This window comes from Bacillus sp. LUNF1, assembly GCF_011008975.1.
In the GTDB taxonomy this organism is placed as follows: domain Bacteria; phylum Bacillota; class Bacilli; order Bacillales; family Bacillaceae; genus Bacillus; species Bacillus velezensis.
The window spans coordinates 3,553,419-3,568,449 of record NZ_CP048876.1 but is presented as its reverse complement, the minus strand read 5'-3'; the positions used below and the strand labels follow the sequence as shown (position 1 = coordinate 3,568,449).

The 15,031-nt window shown below is 46.3% G+C and carries 20 protein-coding genes; 14 read left to right on the top strand and 6 right to left on the bottom strand.

Features of this window, described 5'->3' with window-relative positions:
• Window positions 1-4 precede the first annotated feature (4 nt).
• The 9 genes from moaA to G4O42_RS17665 all read left to right on the top strand — a co-directional run bounded on the left by moaA (window position 5) and on the right by G4O42_RS17665 (window position 6,731).
• Window positions 5-1,030 (top strand): GTP 3',8-cyclase MoaA, encoded by a 1,026-nt coding sequence (gene moaA, locus G4O42_RS17705; RefSeq protein ID WP_032875958.1) that lies wholly within the window; start codon window positions 5-7, stop codon window positions 1,028-1,030.
• Between the two features lie 190 nt (window positions 1,031-1,220).
• Window positions 1,221-2,351: a response regulator aspartate phosphatase gene (locus G4O42_RS17700; protein WP_007407584.1), complete on the top strand. Its 1,131-nt coding sequence runs from the start codon at window positions 1,221-1,223 to the stop codon at window positions 2,349-2,351.
• Between the two features lie 121 nt (window positions 2,352-2,472).
• The gene (locus tag G4O42_RS17695) at window positions 2,473-2,952 is read left to right on the top strand and encodes a hypothetical protein (protein WP_012118654.1); all 480 of its coding nucleotides are present in this window, start codon (window positions 2,473-2,475) and stop codon (window positions 2,950-2,952) included.
• Between the two features lie 74 nt (window positions 2,953-3,026).
• Window positions 3,027-3,215 carry a CsbD family protein gene (locus G4O42_RS17690; protein ID WP_003151197.1) on the top strand — a complete coding sequence of 63 codons (189 nt, stop codon included), beginning with the start codon at window positions 3,027-3,029 and terminating at the stop codon, window positions 3,213-3,215.
• 353 nt (window positions 3,216-3,568) lie between these two features.
• Window positions 3,569-3,886 (top strand): urease subunit gamma, encoded by a 318-nt coding sequence (ureA, locus tag G4O42_RS17685; protein ID WP_007407581.1) that lies wholly within the window; start codon window positions 3,569-3,571, stop codon window positions 3,884-3,886.
• Complete coding sequence (gene ureB, locus G4O42_RS17680; RefSeq protein ID WP_003151199.1) at window positions 3,883-4,257, top strand: urease subunit beta; 375 nt, start codon at window positions 3,883-3,885, stop codon at window positions 4,255-4,257. Before ureA ends, ureB begins: the two co-directional genes overlap by 4 nt.
• Entirely contained in the window at window positions 4,254-5,963 is a 1,710-nt protein-coding gene (gene ureC / locus G4O42_RS17675) for an urease subunit alpha (RefSeq protein WP_032875961.1), read from the top strand. Before ureB ends, ureC begins: the two co-directional genes overlap by 4 nt.
• Before the next feature lie 141 nt (window positions 5,964-6,104).
• Window positions 6,105-6,509 carry an Rrf2 family transcriptional regulator gene (locus G4O42_RS17670; RefSeq protein ID WP_032875964.1) on the top strand — a complete coding sequence of 135 codons (405 nt, stop codon included), beginning with the start codon at window positions 6,105-6,107 and terminating at the stop codon, window positions 6,507-6,509.
• A 45-nt stretch (window positions 6,510-6,554) separates the two neighbouring features.
• Complete coding sequence (locus G4O42_RS17665) at window positions 6,555-6,731, top strand: hypothetical protein (RefSeq protein WP_223204425.1); 177 nt, start codon at window positions 6,555-6,557, stop codon at window positions 6,729-6,731.
• A gap of 108 nt (window positions 6,732-6,839) precedes the next feature.
• Here the strand turns inward: G4O42_RS17665 and xynA are convergent, their stop codons facing one another.
• Window positions 6,840-7,481 carry an endo-1,4-beta-xylanase XynA gene (gene xynA, locus G4O42_RS17660; RefSeq protein ID WP_007407578.1) on the bottom strand — a complete coding sequence of 214 codons (642 nt, stop codon included), beginning with the start codon at window positions 7,479-7,481 and terminating at the stop codon, window positions 6,840-6,842.
• A gap of 312 nt (window positions 7,482-7,793) precedes the next feature.
• On the opposite strand from xynA, the gene G4O42_RS20125 reads away from it, so the two are divergent.
• Entirely contained in the window at window positions 7,794-7,919 is a 126-nt protein-coding gene (locus G4O42_RS20125) for a hypothetical protein (protein WP_255322061.1), read from the top strand.
• Between the two features lie 37 nt (window positions 7,920-7,956).
• On the opposite strand, the gene G4O42_RS17655 is transcribed toward G4O42_RS20125, so the two are convergent.
• On the bottom strand, window positions 7,957-8,343 hold the full coding sequence (locus tag G4O42_RS17655) for a DUF5362 family protein (RefSeq protein ID WP_032875973.1): 387 nt from the start codon (window positions 8,341-8,343) through the stop codon (window positions 7,957-7,959).
• 135 nt (window positions 8,344-8,478) lie between these two features.
• Entirely contained in the window at window positions 8,479-9,927 is a 1,449-nt protein-coding gene (cls, locus tag G4O42_RS17650; protein ID WP_007407575.1) for a cardiolipin synthase, read from the bottom strand.
• A gap of 220 nt (window positions 9,928-10,147) precedes the next feature.
• Here cls and G4O42_RS17645 point away from each other — a divergent pair, with 220 nt between their 5' ends.
• Window positions 10,148-10,585, top strand: a complete 438-nt coding sequence (locus tag G4O42_RS17645) for a DUF5392 family protein (RefSeq protein ID WP_014419085.1) — start codon at window positions 10,148-10,150, stop codon at window positions 10,583-10,585.
• 31 nt (window positions 10,586-10,616) lie between these two features.
• Here G4O42_RS17645 and G4O42_RS17640 read toward each other — a convergent pair whose 3' ends face one another.
• A complete protein-coding gene (locus G4O42_RS17640) occupies window positions 10,617-11,066 on the bottom strand; it encodes a DUF5362 family protein (protein WP_032875976.1) in 450 nt (149 codons plus the stop codon).
• Window positions 11,063-11,554, bottom strand: a complete 492-nt coding sequence (locus G4O42_RS17635; RefSeq protein WP_087920810.1) for a GNAT family N-acetyltransferase — start codon at window positions 11,552-11,554, stop codon at window positions 11,063-11,065. The genes G4O42_RS17640 and G4O42_RS17635 overlap by 4 nt, the downstream gene beginning before the upstream one ends.
• A 138-nt stretch (window positions 11,555-11,692) precedes the next feature.
• Here G4O42_RS17635 and spoIIQ point away from each other — a divergent pair, with 138 nt between their 5' ends.
• Together spoIIQ and G4O42_RS17625 are read left to right on the top strand one after the other, a co-directional pair.
• Complete coding sequence (gene spoIIQ / locus G4O42_RS17630; RefSeq protein WP_032875980.1) at window positions 11,693-12,562, top strand: stage II sporulation protein SpoIIQ; 870 nt, start codon at window positions 11,693-11,695, stop codon at window positions 12,560-12,562.
• 90 nt (window positions 12,563-12,652) lie between these two features.
• Window positions 12,653-13,075: a VanZ family protein gene (locus G4O42_RS17625; protein ID WP_007407570.1), complete on the top strand. Its 423-nt coding sequence runs from the start codon at window positions 12,653-12,655 to the stop codon at window positions 13,073-13,075.
• 17 nt (window positions 13,076-13,092) lie between these two features.
• On the opposite strand, the gene G4O42_RS17620 is transcribed toward G4O42_RS17625, so the two are convergent.
• Entirely contained in the window at window positions 13,093-13,668 is a 576-nt protein-coding gene (locus G4O42_RS17620) for an undecaprenyl-diphosphatase (RefSeq protein ID WP_003151220.1), read from the bottom strand.
• A 164-nt stretch (window positions 13,669-13,832) separates the two neighbouring features.
• On the opposite strand from G4O42_RS17620, the gene ftsW reads away from it, so the two are divergent.
• A complete protein-coding gene (gene ftsW, locus G4O42_RS17615; RefSeq protein ID WP_032875983.1) occupies window positions 13,833-14,987 on the top strand; it encodes a putative lipid II flippase FtsW in 1,155 nt (384 codons plus the stop codon).
• Window positions 14,988-15,031: the final 44 nt, after the last annotated feature.

Genomic DNA, 15,031 nt, shown 5'->3' with positions numbered 1-15,031 from the left:
GCTTATGAATACAGAAACGCGCCGGGTGACAGACAAAAGGGAAAGGCCGCTCAGGGATCTTCGTATCTCTGTAACCGACCGCTGCAACTTCAGATGCACGTACTGTATGCCAGCCGAATTATTCGGACCGGATTATCCATTTTTACAAAAGACGGAATTGCTCTCCTTCGAGGAGCTTGAGCGGCTTGCGAAGCTGTTTGTCGGCCGCTTCGGCGTTGAAAAAATCAGGCTGACGGGCGGAGAGCCGCTCATGAGAAAAGATATGCCTGAATTGATCAAAAAACTTGCGCGCATCCCCGGACTTAAAGATATCGCGATGACGACAAACGGCTCTCTGCTTCCCGTGTATGCGGAAAAACTGAAGCAGGCGGGGCTGCATCGCGTGACAGTCAGCCTCGATTCTTTAGAGGATGAGCGGTTTAAGGCCATTAACGGCCGCGGGGTTTCGGTGAACAAGGTGCTTGAGGGCATTGAGGCGGCAAAAGCGGCCGGACTCGGTGTGAAAATCAATATGGTTGTTCAAAAGGGCGTCAATGAAAAAGATATCCTGCCGATGGCCCGCTATTTTAAAGAAAAGGGTCATATTCTCCGGTTTATTGAATTTATGGATGTCGGCAATACGAATCAATGGAATAAAAAAGACGTGATCACGAAGGCCGAGATTATTGATTTGATCAACCAGCACATGCCGACGGAGCCGATAGAAGCGAATTATAAAGGAGAGGTCGCTTCCAGGTTCGGCTATCTTGACGGTTCCGGCGAAATCGGCGTGATTTCCTCCGTCTCGGATGCATTCTGCGCCTCCTGCAACAGAGCGCGCCTGTCGGCGAGAGGCGAGCTGTTTACGTGCCTGTTTGCGTCAAGCGGCTATGATGTTCGGAAACTCGTGCGCGGCGGTCTGACCGATGACGAATTGACGGAATCCATCGCCTCTGTCTGGAGAAATCGCACGGATCAGTATTCAATTGACCGCGCGCTTTCTAAAACGGATGGGAAAAAGAAAGTGGAAATGTCTTATATAGGCGGATGAAGAAAAGCTTGCCCGGACAAGGGCAGGCTTTTTTATTCACAATATGAGAGCGGTCTGTTCAAAAAATACCGATGACAGCCGAAATATATGATAGGAATTTTGATGCAGGACAATCAAGTTATGCAATTCCAAAGCCATACAATATGTTAAAATATAACCAATAGAAATTAGAAAAGGTTGTGAAAGGGGCATGACCGCATACGAGATTCCGTCATCTCAAGTTGGAGTTAAGATCAACAAATGGTACAAGCACATTTTAGCGTTTCAAGCGGCTGATGCCATAAAGCTGAAAGAGGAAATTGATGAGGATATACAACGTATGGAGGAAGACCAGCTGCTGCTGTTATATTATCAGCTGATCAGCTACCGCCATCATATTATGCTTGATTACGTCAAGCCGGAATGCACCGAACAATCACAGATTCAGTACAGCGAGCTGCAAAAGACGATCGAAAGCACGGACAGCATATCGGGACTGTCTGAGTATTATTTCCATTTGTTCAGAGGGATGTATGAATTCGATCACAATAACTATGTTGCGGCTATTTCTTTTTACCGGAAAGCGGAAAAACTCCTTTCATTTGTCGAGGATGATATAGAGAGGGCGGAATTCCATTTCAAGATGTCTGAAGTGTTTTATGTCATGAAGCAGACTCATTTTTCCATGAATCACGGGATTCAGGCGCTGGATACGTATATGAAACACGATTTCTACAGAGTGCGGAGAATTCAATGCCATTTCGTCATCTCAGGAAACTACATCGACTGCAAAAACTACGACAAAGCGCTTGAGCATTTAGACGAAGCCCTCCGCCTTTCTTTGCTTGAAGGACAGCCCCGCCTGATCGGGTCTTCGCTTTACAATCTGGGGAATTGTTATTCTGAAAAGCGCGATCTGGATGAAGCGGCCCGGTACTTTAGAAAAGCGGTTCCCGTTTTTGAAGAGCATCAGCTTGAACAGCTTCCGAAGGCGCTGTTCAGCTTAACGCACACCCTTTTCAGGCTGCATGATGACCAAGCGGCCCTTACCTATTATGAAAGAGGGGTCATGATCGCGAAAGAACGGGGCGACCGATTCAGTTTAGAGAAGTATAAGTTTTTACAAGCGCTTTATTTGGAGTCACTCAATATGGATTTAATCCATGAAGTGTTTGACTATATGAATGAAAAATCGCTGTATGTGTATATTGAAGATTTCGCCTTGGAGGCCGCCGTTTACACAAGCGCACATGAGCAATATAAAGAAGCGGCGTATTTTTATGAAAAAGCGATTCGCATGAGAGAAAACATTCAAAAAGAACAGTGTTTATACGATATATAATTTTCTTAACCATCTGCTCAGCAGATGGTTATTTTTTTATGCACATCATAACGTTTGACCATAGGAAAAAACGGAAAAATCGCAAAAGAGAGAAAAAAGCACGAGGGGAAGGAGGGATTTGTTGTTCGGATTCAATGATATGATAAAGTTTTTTGTATCATTTCTCATCATTCTGCCGATGGTGTCTGTCATCCATGTGGCGGGACACAGCTTTATGGCCATGCTGTTCGGAGGCAAGGCATCATTGGATATCGGAATGGGGAAACGTCTTTTAAAAGTAGGGCCGATTCAGGTTCGGCGTATCTACTTCATAGATTCTTTCTGCAAGTTCGGCGAATTGCGGATAGATAACCGTCTGACGAGCGCGCTCGTCTATTCCGGAGGCTGTCTGTTTAATCTCGCTTCTATCTTTTTAATAAATCTGCTGATCATAAAAGATGTCCTTGAGCCAAACTTATTTTTTTACCAATTTGTCTATTTTTCAACTTATTATGTTTTCTTTGCTCTTCTGCCGGTGCAATACGGGGATAATAAGCTGTCAGACGGATTGGCCGTTTACAAAGTGCTCCGCTACGGGGAACGCTGTGAAATCAATAATTGAGAGTTTACATGTTTGTGTTCGGGCTGAAAGGGAAGAAAACAAGTACACAGAATAAAAAAGGAGCTGAAGAGATCATGAGTGAAGATAACGGTTTAAAAGACAAAGTAAAAGGCGGCATGAACAAAATGAAAGGGGAAGCAAAGGACAAAGCAGGTGACATGGCAAACAAGTCCGACTTAAAAGCGGAAGGTAAAAAAGACAAAGCGAAAGGCAGCCTGCAAAAGGGTGTCGGCAAAACGAAAGATAAACTCAGTGATGATTAATTTGATAGTGAAACACAGCAAAAGCCCAAAATATTTTGGGCTTTTTGTTATGAGAAATGACAAAAATTCCAGTTCATTTGGTTAATATTCACTAAATTTTTAAATATTCTATAAATTTATCGACGATTTCTTTATAATATTCACATAGAATGTAACCTTTCTTCACATTTGATTAAACGTTTGTTGAAGAAAAAAATGAGAAATCGGTAATTTCTGCAAAAGGAATCGGGCCGTTCACCGTCGAATAACTTTTATCACTTAACATTTCATGAGGTGAAGGGGGTGACGGCCGCCTGCATCGTTTCGGTATGACCATGCGGATTGTGTTTGACTATCACTAAGGGGGAATACAGATGAAACTGACACCGGTTGAACAAGAAAAATTGCTTATTTTTACGGCGGGAGAGCTCGCTAAGCAGCGGAAGGCGCGCGGCGTTCTGCTGAATTACCCTGAAGCCGCCGCATATTTGACCTGTTATCTGATGGAAGGCGCGAGAGACGGAAAAAGCGTTGCTGAGCTGATGGAATCCGGCCGCAATGTATTGACGGAAAAAGACGTTATGGAAGGCGTTCCGGAAATGCTGGACAGCATTCAGGTGGAAGCGACGTTCCCGGACGGGGTTAAGCTTGTCACCGTTCATCAGCCGATCAAAGCGGAGGTGAAGTCATGAAGCCGGGAGCGATTCAAGTCGCAAAGGGGACCATCACCATTAACGAAGGCCGGAAGACGCTGGAGGTGTCAGTCACCAATAACGGAACACGGTCAGTGCAGGTAGGATCGCATTTTCATTTTGCCGAGGCCAACGGCGCCCTTTCCTTCAATCGGGACAAAGCAATCGGCATGCGCCTTGATATCCCGTCAGGCACATCTGTCCGTTTTGAACCGGGAGAAGAGAAAACCGTCACGCTTGTGGAAATCGGAGGGCGAAAAACGGTCAGAGGTCTCAACGGCATGGCCGATACTTATATGGATGAGCGGGGAAAAGAGAAGACGCTGTCAAATCTTAAAAAAGCCGGATGGATGGAGGAGGCGATCCGATGAAAATGTCACGTGAGCAATACGCAGAACTGTTCGGACCGACAACGGGAGACAAAGTCAGACTCGGAGATACGGATTTATGGATTGAAGTCGAAAAAGATTTCACGAATTACGGTGAAGAAATGATTTTCGGCGGAGGGAAAACAATCCGGGACGGCATGGGGCAGAACGGGCGTATCACCGGGAAAGACGGAGCGCTTGATCTGATCATTACAAACGCCGTTATCCTGGATTATACCGGAATCGTCAAGGCGGATATCGGGGTGAAGGACGGCCGGATTGTCGGCGTCGGAAAAAGCGGCAACCCTGATATTATGGATGGGGTGGACCCGCACATGATTATCGGTGCCGGAACAGAAGTCATTTCCGGCGAAGGGAAAATCGTAACGGCCGGCGGGGTGGATACGCATATCCACTTTATCTGCCCGCAGCAGATGGAAGTCGCGCTTTCTTCAGGCGTGACCACGCTTCTCGGCGGCGGAACGGGTCCTGCGACGGGAAGTAAAGCGACGACTTGTACATCCGGTGCATGGTACATGTCGAGAATGCTGGAAGCGGCCGAGGAGTTTCCGATCAACGTCGGTTTCTTAGGAAAAGGGAATGCATCCGATAAAGCGCCGCTGATCGAGCAGGTGGAAGCAGGCGCGATCGGCCTGAAGCTGCATGAAGATTGGGGATCAACGCCAAGCGCCATTAAAGCTTGTATGGAAGCGGCGGATGAGGCGGACATTCAGGTGGCGATTCACACAGACACGATAAATGAAGCGGGCTTTTTAGAAAATACGCTTGATGCGATCGGCGATCGGGTTATCCATACATATCACATAGAGGGAGCCGGCGGAGGCCACGCACCGGATATTATGAAACTCGCATCTTACGCCAATATTCTGCCGTCCTCTACGACGCCGACGATTCCATATACCGTCAACACGATGGACGAGCATCTTGATATGATGATGGTCTGCCATCATTTAGATTCAAAAGTGCCTGAAGACGTGGCATTCAGTCATTCACGCATCAGAGCGGCCACCATTGCGGCGGAGGATATTCTGCACGATATCGGCGCGATCAGCATGACGTCATCTGACTCGCAGGCGATGGGCAGGGTGGGAGAAGTGATTATCCGGACATGGCAGGTGGCCGATAAAATGAAAAAGCAGCGCGGCGCTCTATCAGGAGAAAACGGCAATGACAATGTGCGCGCCAAACGCTATATCGCCAAATACACGATCAACCCGGCCGTCACTCACGGCCTGAGCCATGAAGTCGGTTCCGTTGAAAAAGGAAAGCTCGCCGACCTCGTACTATGGGACCCGGTTTTCTTCGGCGTCAAACCTGAACTTGTGCTCAAAGGCGGCATGATCGCCCGCGCCCAAATGGGAGATCCGAATGCTTCCATTCCGACGCCTGAGCCCGTGTTTATGCGGCAGATGTACGCATCATACGGTAAAGCAAACCGAAATACCTCTATTACATTTATGTCCCAGGCCGGTATCGCAAACGGTGTGCCGGAAAAGCTCGGCCTTGAAAAAATGATTTCTCCCGTACGGAATATCCGTAAGCTGAGTAAGCTCGACATGAAGCTGAATGACGCGATGCCGAATATACAAGTCGATCCGAAAACCTATCAGGTGTTCGCCGACGGAGAAGAGCTGGCATGCCAGCCCGTCAGCTATGTTCCGCTCGGACAGCGTTATTTCTTATTTTAATCCCTCTCAGGCCGGTTTCCCGCCGGCCTGTTTACACCTCTATTGCCAACTTGATTTCATCCTGCCGCCCGTTTTAGTGTATATTAGTAGTTGACAAACAAATGAAATGTAACTATTGTGGTTACAACGGTGGTGAAAAACATGATTAACAGCCGTCTTGCTGTGGCCATTCACATTCTATCGCTGATCTCAACGGATGAACGGGCGTCATCGGACATGATTGCGGGCAGCGTAAACACCAATCCCGTCGTCGTGCGGAGAACGATCAGCCAGCTGAAAAAAGCGGGTATTCTGACATCCCGGGCGGGTGTTCCGGGAGCCAGCCTGAAAAAAGATCCGGCGGAGATCACCCTCTTAGAGGTTTACAAGGCGGTGCAGAATAAGGAAGAGCTTTTTGCGGTTCACGACAATCCGAACCCCGACTGTCCGGTCGGCAAAAATATTCAGCGCGCGCTCGATGAGACGTTCGGAAGCGTACAGCGGGCAATGGAGAATGAACTTGCGAGCAAGTCCCTTTATGATGTAATGAATCATCTCTTTTGTTAAAAAGAGATGGTTCATCCCGCTATCGGTGTAACAAGGATGGTTACAATGGGTAATGAGGAAATCACGGTATTGGCTCTATATTCAGACAAGCCTGGATGCGGGATTGCGATCTGTTTAATGAAAAAATCCTCCGAAACTAAAGGAGGCGGTTACCGGGATATTTTTATTTTGCTTAAGGCTTATGTGAAGGTGTCAGCTGTGAGCAAGTTAAACAAAAAATGATATCCTGCTTCCAGCAATGCCAAAACCGTTCGCCTCTTAATAATCATTATAAAATGTCTCAAGGAACGATCAGCAGCCCGTTAGCTGCCCCTAATTAAAGATGAGCTGTTACCACACTGTTACATTAGAACTTCCGCTGCTTTTATATCCTTCTGTCGCTAAGACTTGATAAGCCCAATTACTGCCCAGATTCATTCCATGGCTCTTCCAGGCGTTAACATGATTGCTGAAAGTGATTGCAGCGTTGCTTCCGGTTGGTCTCTTCGACTGGCGAACACTCCAGTACTGCGTAAAAGTAGTGTTATCGCCATCAATGGAAGGTGCGTTATAACGTGTCGTTGTATATATGTCATATGTACCTCCATCACTTTTTACGGTACCTTTATACGTTCCGGTAGGTCTGTAAGTACCCCATGAATCCACCACATAATATTCGATGAGAGGTGCTCTCGTCCAGCCATATAAAGTCAAATATCCATTCCCATTCGGCGCCCAGACTCCGGCATTATAGTTTATTGTTCTAAATGGCGAGCCTGTAGTCCAGCCTTTACCAACAACGAAATTTCCGGTATTAGACCAATTAACACTGTAATTCCCGCCAGATCCATTGACTGCGTTTACTGTTCCGCCCCCATCAGTCCAATTTTGCCAGTAATCTGTGCCAGCTGCAGAAGCGGTTGCCGAAAACATGCTGATACTCATGAAAGCTGCCGTTAATCCAACTAAGAATTTCTTTTTAAACTTAAACATATGTTACCTCCTATACTATTTTTTCTGACTTTGACATGAGGCAGCACTCGTAAATATTTAACGAACGCCAACGCTTTTGATCGTTCCTTTCAATATAATAGCATGAATACATGAGTGAATATTAAGAACAATTGTAATTTAATTACAAAGACCCAAAAAAATGTATGATAAGCGGTCTTGTTCCACCATGGCTTTTATCCTTATTTTGCAGAATCACAATTCTTGCTTCTAAACCTGATCAGGAACAGGCGAACAATTGAGTGATTTCAGCTGAAACTCTGAGGAAAAGCTTTTTTGATGTGACGGCGACACGTGTGGCTGAAGCCGGAATGTCTGAAAGAATATCTGCAGACAGCGTCTCAGCTGCGCTATTATGCCATCGCCGTATTGGCAAATCCAAAGCAGAAAAACTTTCCCGTTGTCGAAGAAGCGGAATAAGAAAAAATCCCGGGCGGATGCGCCGGGATTTTCCTTTTTAATATGTATTGGCATCAATATTATTAAACACGCCGTCCATGATGCCGAGCGTCATGAGGACAATGAAGAGAACGATACCGAGAACGGACAAGCCGACCGTCACAATCAGGTAGATCCCCTGCATTTTCACGAACTTTGCATAATTCTCCAGCATATGTTCCTCTGTCAGTTCATTGAACTGCTCCGCCATCTGTCCCGCTTCATTTGCCGAGCGCATCAGAAAAATGCCGGCAATGATCTGCAGAACGCCGGGAATGGCTCCGATTAAAAAGAAAAACGCGCCCGACAGCGCCGCAAACGCACCCATGATAATAAATAAAATACCTGTCGCTTTTCCCCATTTCGAAATAGAAATAAGCGAACGATTCACTGATTCAGGTTTCAAACTATGGCACTCCTTTACAAAAAAATACTCACTTTTCATTTATACACTATTCGGTCATTCTTTTGAATATAAAATGTGTTTTTTCGTGCCGTGTCCGTTTTTATATCAGAAAATTCCCGAGAAACACCCCGGGAATTACAAAATCGGCGAAAGAAGTCTTGAAATCGATTCTTTAATGCGGATCCGCAGCGAACGCTCCTGATATTCTTCATACGTATATTTTCTGGAGACGAGCAGATCTTCTTTAAATGAGGAAATGAGTTTTTTCGCGATGGTGACGTCATAAATAAAGGCGTTGACTTCAAAATTAAGTCTGAAGCTTCTGACGTCGATATTCGCCGTACCGACTGAAGCCGTCTCATCATCGACGACAATCGTTTTTGCATGAATAAAGCCATTATCATAAATGTAGACTGAGGCTCCGGCTTTCAAAAGGTCGCCGATGTAAGATAAAGTCGCCCAGTAAACGAAAGCGTGATCCGGCTTGTTCGGAATCATGATTTTGACGTCGATGCCTGACAGACAGGCGATCCTGAGGGCATCTAAAAGACTTGAGTCAGGAATAAAGTAAGGCGTCTGAATCAGGATCGACCGTTTGGCCGTTGAGATCATCTTGATATAGCCGTTTTTAATTTGTTCCCATTCTGAATCCGGTCCGCTCGTGACAATCTGCATCCCGACATTGCCCTTCGGCTCGCATTCCGGAAAATGATTCGGAACGTATGTGAGCGTATGATGATGGGAGGCTTGGTTCCAATCGAGGATAAACCGTGTCTGAATGGCGTGTACCGCCGTGCCTTGAAGCCTGAGGTGCGTATCGCGCCAGTAGCCGAATTTCGGATTCAGGCCGAGATACTCATCTCCGACGTTAAAGCCGCCGACATAGCCGGTTTCGCCGTCAATGATGACGAGCTTGCGGTGATTCCGATAATTGAGCCGCAAATTAATCGGACGAAGCCTGGAAGGAAAAAAGACTTCCACATGGCCGCCGGCGTCCCGCAGCGGTTTGAAGAATTTTTTTCTGAGTGATCTTGAACCGAGTTCATCATATAACACTCTGACTTTTACGCCTTCGCGTGCTTTTTTCACTAAGGCATCGCGCAATTTTTTTCCCAGTTCATCACCTTTATAAATATAGTATTGAAGGTGAATGTGATCTTTTGCGTTGGAAATGTCCTTCATTAAGCGTTTGAACTTATCGCGCCCGTCCGTCAGAATCTCCACCGAATTATCCTCTGTAAAGACTGCGTGGTTGTTCATGACAAGCATATAGATGAGGTCTTTATTATCCACAGTCGCTCTGTTGTTAAATTGGAATTGCCTCGACTTCAGATCTTTCAGCTGAGACTTCAGCAGCTTTTCAATCCCGATTTTTTTACGGTCTTCCCATTGAAACAGATGCTTGCGTCTCAGGTTATGGCCGAATAACAGGTATAAAATAAACCCTAAAATGGGAATAAAAAAAAGAACCAAGAGCCAAGCCCATGAAGCGCTGGCATCGCGTCTTTCTTTGAAAATCATGATGACGGCCAAAAGTATATTTAAAACGAAAAAAAATCCGAATAAAATAAATGAAATGCTCACTTTGCAACCCCGCTATATCATATTTATCAAGACTGTGCCCATTAGTATTCCGACAAGTGCAGCAATCTGATTCCCATTTCAAATTATAACATTGACATTTTGAAAGAATAAAGAGCCGGAATCAAAGTTGAATGCAGTTTTCTTTCAAAGGAAGTTCCGGGTGCGTTAAAATATGCATATATGAAAAAGAAGACAAAAATGACAGCAAAGGGGAGAGGGCATGAAGCTGGAGCATGCGGAACAATTGCCGGGATTCATAAAAAAAGAAATTCAGAAAATACAAATCGCCATTGCGCCGCTGATGAAAAAAAGCATCATTTACCGTTTTCTTGCTTTCCCGCTCGCCGCTTTTAGTCTGTTTCATCTGGCATCGCTTTTGATTCAGGCCCCTTCCGGGAGAGGAGCTCTCGTGTCGGCCGGCATTTTTGCACTCCTTGCGGCCTTGGGTCTTGCGTTGTTTAAGGAAGCCGGCTATCAGCGGAAACAGGTGCAAAAAACGATCCGCCTTTATATGCTGAACAGAATCAGAAAAAGCGATATTCTGTCCGAGGAACGGAAAAGCGCCTATACCCGGCTGATTGCCGAGGAGCCGTCTGCGATGAAGAGCTTTATTGAATTTTTAACGGAAGAAGACCGGAAAAAAGAAATGCTTTATTAAAAAAGAGCTGACGCGCGATCAGCTCTTTTTGTCATTCAAACACCGGGTCGTTCTCATAGTAATATGAATCAGGCGTGTCATACGTATCAGTGCTGTGATAAGCGATAATTCCGATGACAGCGAAGATGACGACTAAAATAAAAGCGAGAATGCCCAATACCACACTGGATGCCGCATAAAAAAACTGCATTTTGATAAATGAGGCGTAATGTGCAAGCATATTTTCTTCCGCGTTTTCTTCTAGTCCTTCCTGAAGGGCGGCAGCCGCTTTTGCCGAGCGCATCAGCATAACGCCGGAAATGATGAGCAGAACCCCCGGAATGGCTCCAAGCAGCGTCACAATCGCTGACAGAGCGGAAAGAGAGCCCGTGATGATCAGAAACACGGCGGTGATCTTTCCCCATTTGGCGATGTCGGCAAGGGAACGGGTTTTTTTATTGAGCGGCTGGTTTTCGTCTTTGTCTTTATCGATGGTGATCATGACAGTTCTCTCCCTAAAATGTTCAAGTCATATCGTTTTCCGTCCATTTCGGCGATACCCGGGAATACGCCCCATTCGGTAAAACCGAATTTTTCAAACAGCTTAATGCTCGGCACATTATGTCCGAAGATAAAAGCCATCAGGCTGCGGATGCCGATTGCCGGAGCGAGTGCCAGGGCTTCTTTCAGCAGAAAGCTTCCTGCTCCTTTGCCGCGGCAATCCTGATGCAGATAGATGCTGATCTCCGCCGTTTTGTCATAGGCCGGACGGCCGTAAAACGTTTCAAAGCTGATCCAGGCCGCCACTTTGCCGGTTTCATCTTCCGCGACCATCAGCGGGCGCCGGTCCGTGTGCCGCAAAAACCAATCCATCCGGTCTGCGGGCGTCACTTCTTCCGTATCAGCCGTTACCATTCGTGAGGCAATCGTCGAGTTGTAAATGGCCACCACCGCATCTAAATCCTCCAATACGGCTTTGCGCAGGGTCAAATTCATATTCCGGGATCTCCCTTCACATTTCATTACATAAATAAGTGCAATCTGCACATACTATTTCCAAAAAAGTTTTTTATGGATGTGTATATATTTTCAGAAAAGTGTTCAGAATGTTGCTGAGGTGATGAACAAATGAGAGAGGAAGAAAAGAAAACTTCTCAAGTCAAAAAACTTCAGCGGTTTTTTCGCAAACGCTGGATATTCCCTGCAATCTACTTAGTCAGTGCGGCCGTCATTTTAACAGCTGTCCTTTGGTATCAATCCGTTTCGAATGATGTGAAGGACAATCTGACGAACAACGGCGGAAACTCCGCGTATGACAGCGGCAAAGACGATGCCATCGAAGTAGGCAAGTCAATGGAAAACGTCGCAATGCCGGCTGCTCATTCTGAAAATGTTTCTGTTGTGAAAAAGTTTTATGAAACTGATGCCGCAAAAAAAGAGAAAGAAGCAGCACTTGTTAACTATAATAACACGTACAGCCTCAGTAAAGGAATTGACTTAGCTGAGAAAGACGGAAAATCATTTGATGTTTCTGCTTCTCTGAGCGGTACGGTTGTTAAAGCTGCTAAAGACCCGGTGCTGGGATATGTGGTTGAAATTGAACACTCAGACGGCCTGTCTACTGTCTATCAGTCTTTATCTGAAGTCAGCGTGGATCAGGGCGACAAAGTAAAGCAGAACCAGGTCATCGGTAAATCCGGAAAAAACCTTTACAGTGAAGAAAGCGGAAATCACGTGCACTTTGAAATCCGCAAGGACGGCGTAGCGATGAACCCGCTCAATTTTATGGACAAGCCGGTAACATCTATTGAAAAAGCGGCGGCTGAAGAGAAAAACGCTGTGACAGAAGAAACGGAAGGGGCAATTCAGCAGTCTTCCGAGAAAAAAGATGTGACGCCTAAAAAAGAAACCGAAGAAAAACCAGGTGACAAAGAGGACGGCACAAAAGACAAGACAGATGGTAAAGATGACGGCTCAATGAAAGATTCGGGCAAGTAATCTTGATCCCAAAGCGCCTATCAGCTCTGATAGGCGCTTTTCATATTGCCGCATGTGCCTTTATACTAGTAGAAAACGAGGAGATGCTGAATGAATAAATGTCTGGCGGCCGGGTGGCTCGTCTTTGTTTTCGTTTCTGCTTTGACTGAAAGCTTTCACGATATGATTGTGTCGCAGACGGTGTCCTTCCGTTTCACGCCCCATCCGGATGTGTCCGGTTTCTTTGTGTTCGATATGGCGGAGCTCGCCATACCGGAAGCGGCGATTCAAAAGCTTGGGCACGCGTTTTCATTTTTTGTGCTCGCCTATTTGTTTTTCAGGGAGCGCAGGCGCATGAAGAGGGCGGTGCTGTATGCATTGGCCGCCGCTTTCCTGACAGAAATCGTCCAGCTCTTTTTCGGCAGAAACGGATGCCTCCGCGATGTGCTGATTGACAGTCTCGGCATTGCCGCATTCTGTGCTTTACAAAGGAAAAAGCATACAGCCAAACATACAAAAACCGGCAGTCTGTGACAGACGCCGGCTTTTTTTTATATATTATGGTTTGTCGATTTGCTTTTATGAACGATACTTTCATAGATTCGCACGATCAGATCGACAATCGGACGAAGCACATTTGAAAATCTGAACAGCAGGAATCCGACAATGAGGGAAACGATAATGCTTCCGAGCACATCGATCGGATAATGGTGGCCGACCCAAATTCTTGAGAAGCCGGTCAAAAGGCCGAAAATCACAAGCGGCCAGCCGAGTTTTTTGTTGCGGAACAGAATCGCAATTGAAATCGCCAAAGCGCCTGTCGTATGGTCACTCGGAAATGAAGCATCCGCGGCATGAGGGATCAGCGTATGAACCGTATGCTCGACAAAGGGGCGCGGCTCGACATAGACTTTCGTGATGAGGTAGTTGATGATAAGCGCCGCAACACCCGTGAAGCCCGCGTACAGGGCGTTTTGTCTGCCTTTTGTGCTTCCGAACAGCCACATGGCAAGCAGGAAAAGGGCGTAGGCGTAAATGGCGTATTCCGTTATAAATACCATGATAGAGTCGAGAATGGCGCTATGGTGCGACAAACCATTGATCGCTTTAAATAGTTCGTAATTCACAAATATCACCTTTTATCTTTATTTTATATGAACAGTGTAATGCTTTTTTCTATGAGACACAATTGGTATTAAAAATAATCATAAAAAAGTAAACAGAATGAAACGTGACTGTATTACTGTGCGTCAAGTATGCGGGAAAAGAATAGCCGAAGGAGTTTTGTCCGTTGCTGAAACGTTTGAAAAACGCCGATCTGCCGCTTGTGTTTGTCATTATGCTGCTTTGCGGATTCGGCTTGTTAATGGTGTACAGCGCCAGTGATGTGATGGGGTCTCAGCGGTACGGAGATCCATCCTATTTCTTCCATAAACAAAGTACCTCTTTACTGATCGGATTATGCTTATTTCTATTTGCCGCCTGTCTGCCGTATAAGCGGTATGCGCGGCTTGTACCGCTGTTTGTGGTCGGTTCGCTGGTATTGCTGCTGCTCGTATTGATACCGGGAATCGGGCTGGAGCGGAATTTTTCCCGCAGGTGGCTGGGAGCGGGCCCGCTTGTCGTACAGCCGTCTGAATTGGCGAAGATCGCCATGATTTTGTATTTCGCTTCGATTTACACGAAAAAGCAGCCGTACATTCATCAATTTGTGAAAGGGGTTCTGCCGCCTTTAGTGATTTTGGGGACCGCTTTTCTGCTGACATTGGCGGAGCCTGATTTAGGGACGGCTTCCTTAATCCTGGCGGCATGCGGGTCGATTTTATTATGTGCCGGCTTGAAAAAGCGCCATCTGTTCGTGCTCGGCGCGACGGCGGTGTCCGGGGTTGTTTATCTCGCATTTTCCGCTTCCTATCGTGTGAAGCGCCTCGTTTCCTTTACCAATCCGTTTGGTGATGCGAACGGGGACGGCTATCAGCTGATTCAATCCTATTTTGCTATTTCCGGAGGCGGGTTTTTCGGAAGAGGGCTTGGAAACAGTGTTGAAAAAATGAACTATCTGCCTGAGGCGCATACCGATTTCATTATGGCCGTGATCAGCGAAGAGCTGGGGATATTCGGTGTTCTGATCGTTTTGGGATTATATTTTGCGTTAATGCTTCTCGGCGTAAAAACGGCCGTGCGGGCTGATGACCCGTTCGGGAAGCTTCTTGCCATCGGAATTACGTTTCAATTAATGTTTCAGGTTGTATTGAATTTGGGAGCGATGAGCGGACTCCTCCCGGTTACGGGTGTACCGCTTCCGTTTATCAGCTACGGCGGTTCTTCATTGATTATGACGCTGTTTTTATGCGGCATACTGGTCAATATCAGTACATATGCGAAAAAACAACCCGTACGGCATAAGCGGCCTGTCCCGCATGAAAAAAAGGCTTCTTCTTTTTAATGAAGCCTGAAAAAAACGCCCGGGACATTTCTGTCTCCGGGCGT

What these genes read in the sequence shown, in the direction of transcription:
- moaA (WP_032875958.1), top strand. Translation starts at nt 5, where the DNA reads ATGAATACAGAAACGCGCCGGGTGACAGACAAAAGGGAAAGGCCGCTC.
- G4O42_RS17700 (WP_007407584.1), top strand. Translation starts at nt 1,221, where the DNA reads ATGACCGCATACGAGATTCCGTCATCTCAAGTTGGAGTTAAGATCAAC.
- G4O42_RS17690 (WP_003151197.1), top strand. Translation starts at nt 3,027, where the DNA reads ATGAGTGAAGATAACGGTTTAAAAGACAAAGTAAAAGGCGGCATGAAC.
- ureA (WP_007407581.1), top strand. Translation starts at nt 3,569, where the DNA reads ATGAAACTGACACCGGTTGAACAAGAAAAATTGCTTATTTTTACGGCG.
- ureB (WP_003151199.1), top strand. Translation starts at nt 3,883, where the DNA reads ATGAAGCCGGGAGCGATTCAAGTCGCAAAGGGGACCATCACCATTAAC.
- ureC (WP_032875961.1), top strand. Translation starts at nt 4,254, where the DNA reads ATGAAAATGTCACGTGAGCAATACGCAGAACTGTTCGGACCGACAACG.
- G4O42_RS17670 (WP_032875964.1), top strand. Translation starts at nt 6,105, where the DNA reads ATGATTAACAGCCGTCTTGCTGTGGCCATTCACATTCTATCGCTGATC.
- G4O42_RS17665 (WP_223204425.1), top strand. Translation starts at nt 6,555, where the DNA reads ATGGGTAATGAGGAAATCACGGTATTGGCTCTATATTCAGACAAGCCT.
- xynA (WP_007407578.1), bottom strand. Translation starts at nt 7,481, where the DNA reads ATGTTTAAGTTTAAAAAGAAATTCTTAGTTGGATTAACGGCAGCTTTC.
- G4O42_RS17645 (WP_014419085.1), top strand. Translation starts at nt 10,148, where the DNA reads ATGAAGCTGGAGCATGCGGAACAATTGCCGGGATTCATAAAAAAAGAA.
- G4O42_RS17640 (WP_032875976.1), bottom strand. Translation starts at nt 11,066, where the DNA reads ATGATCACCATCGATAAAGACAAAGACGAAAACCAGCCGCTCAATAAA.
- spoIIQ (WP_032875980.1), top strand. Translation starts at nt 11,693, where the DNA reads ATGAGAGAGGAAGAAAAGAAAACTTCTCAAGTCAAAAAACTTCAGCGG.
- G4O42_RS17625 (WP_007407570.1), top strand. Translation starts at nt 12,653, where the DNA reads ATGAATAAATGTCTGGCGGCCGGGTGGCTCGTCTTTGTTTTCGTTTCT.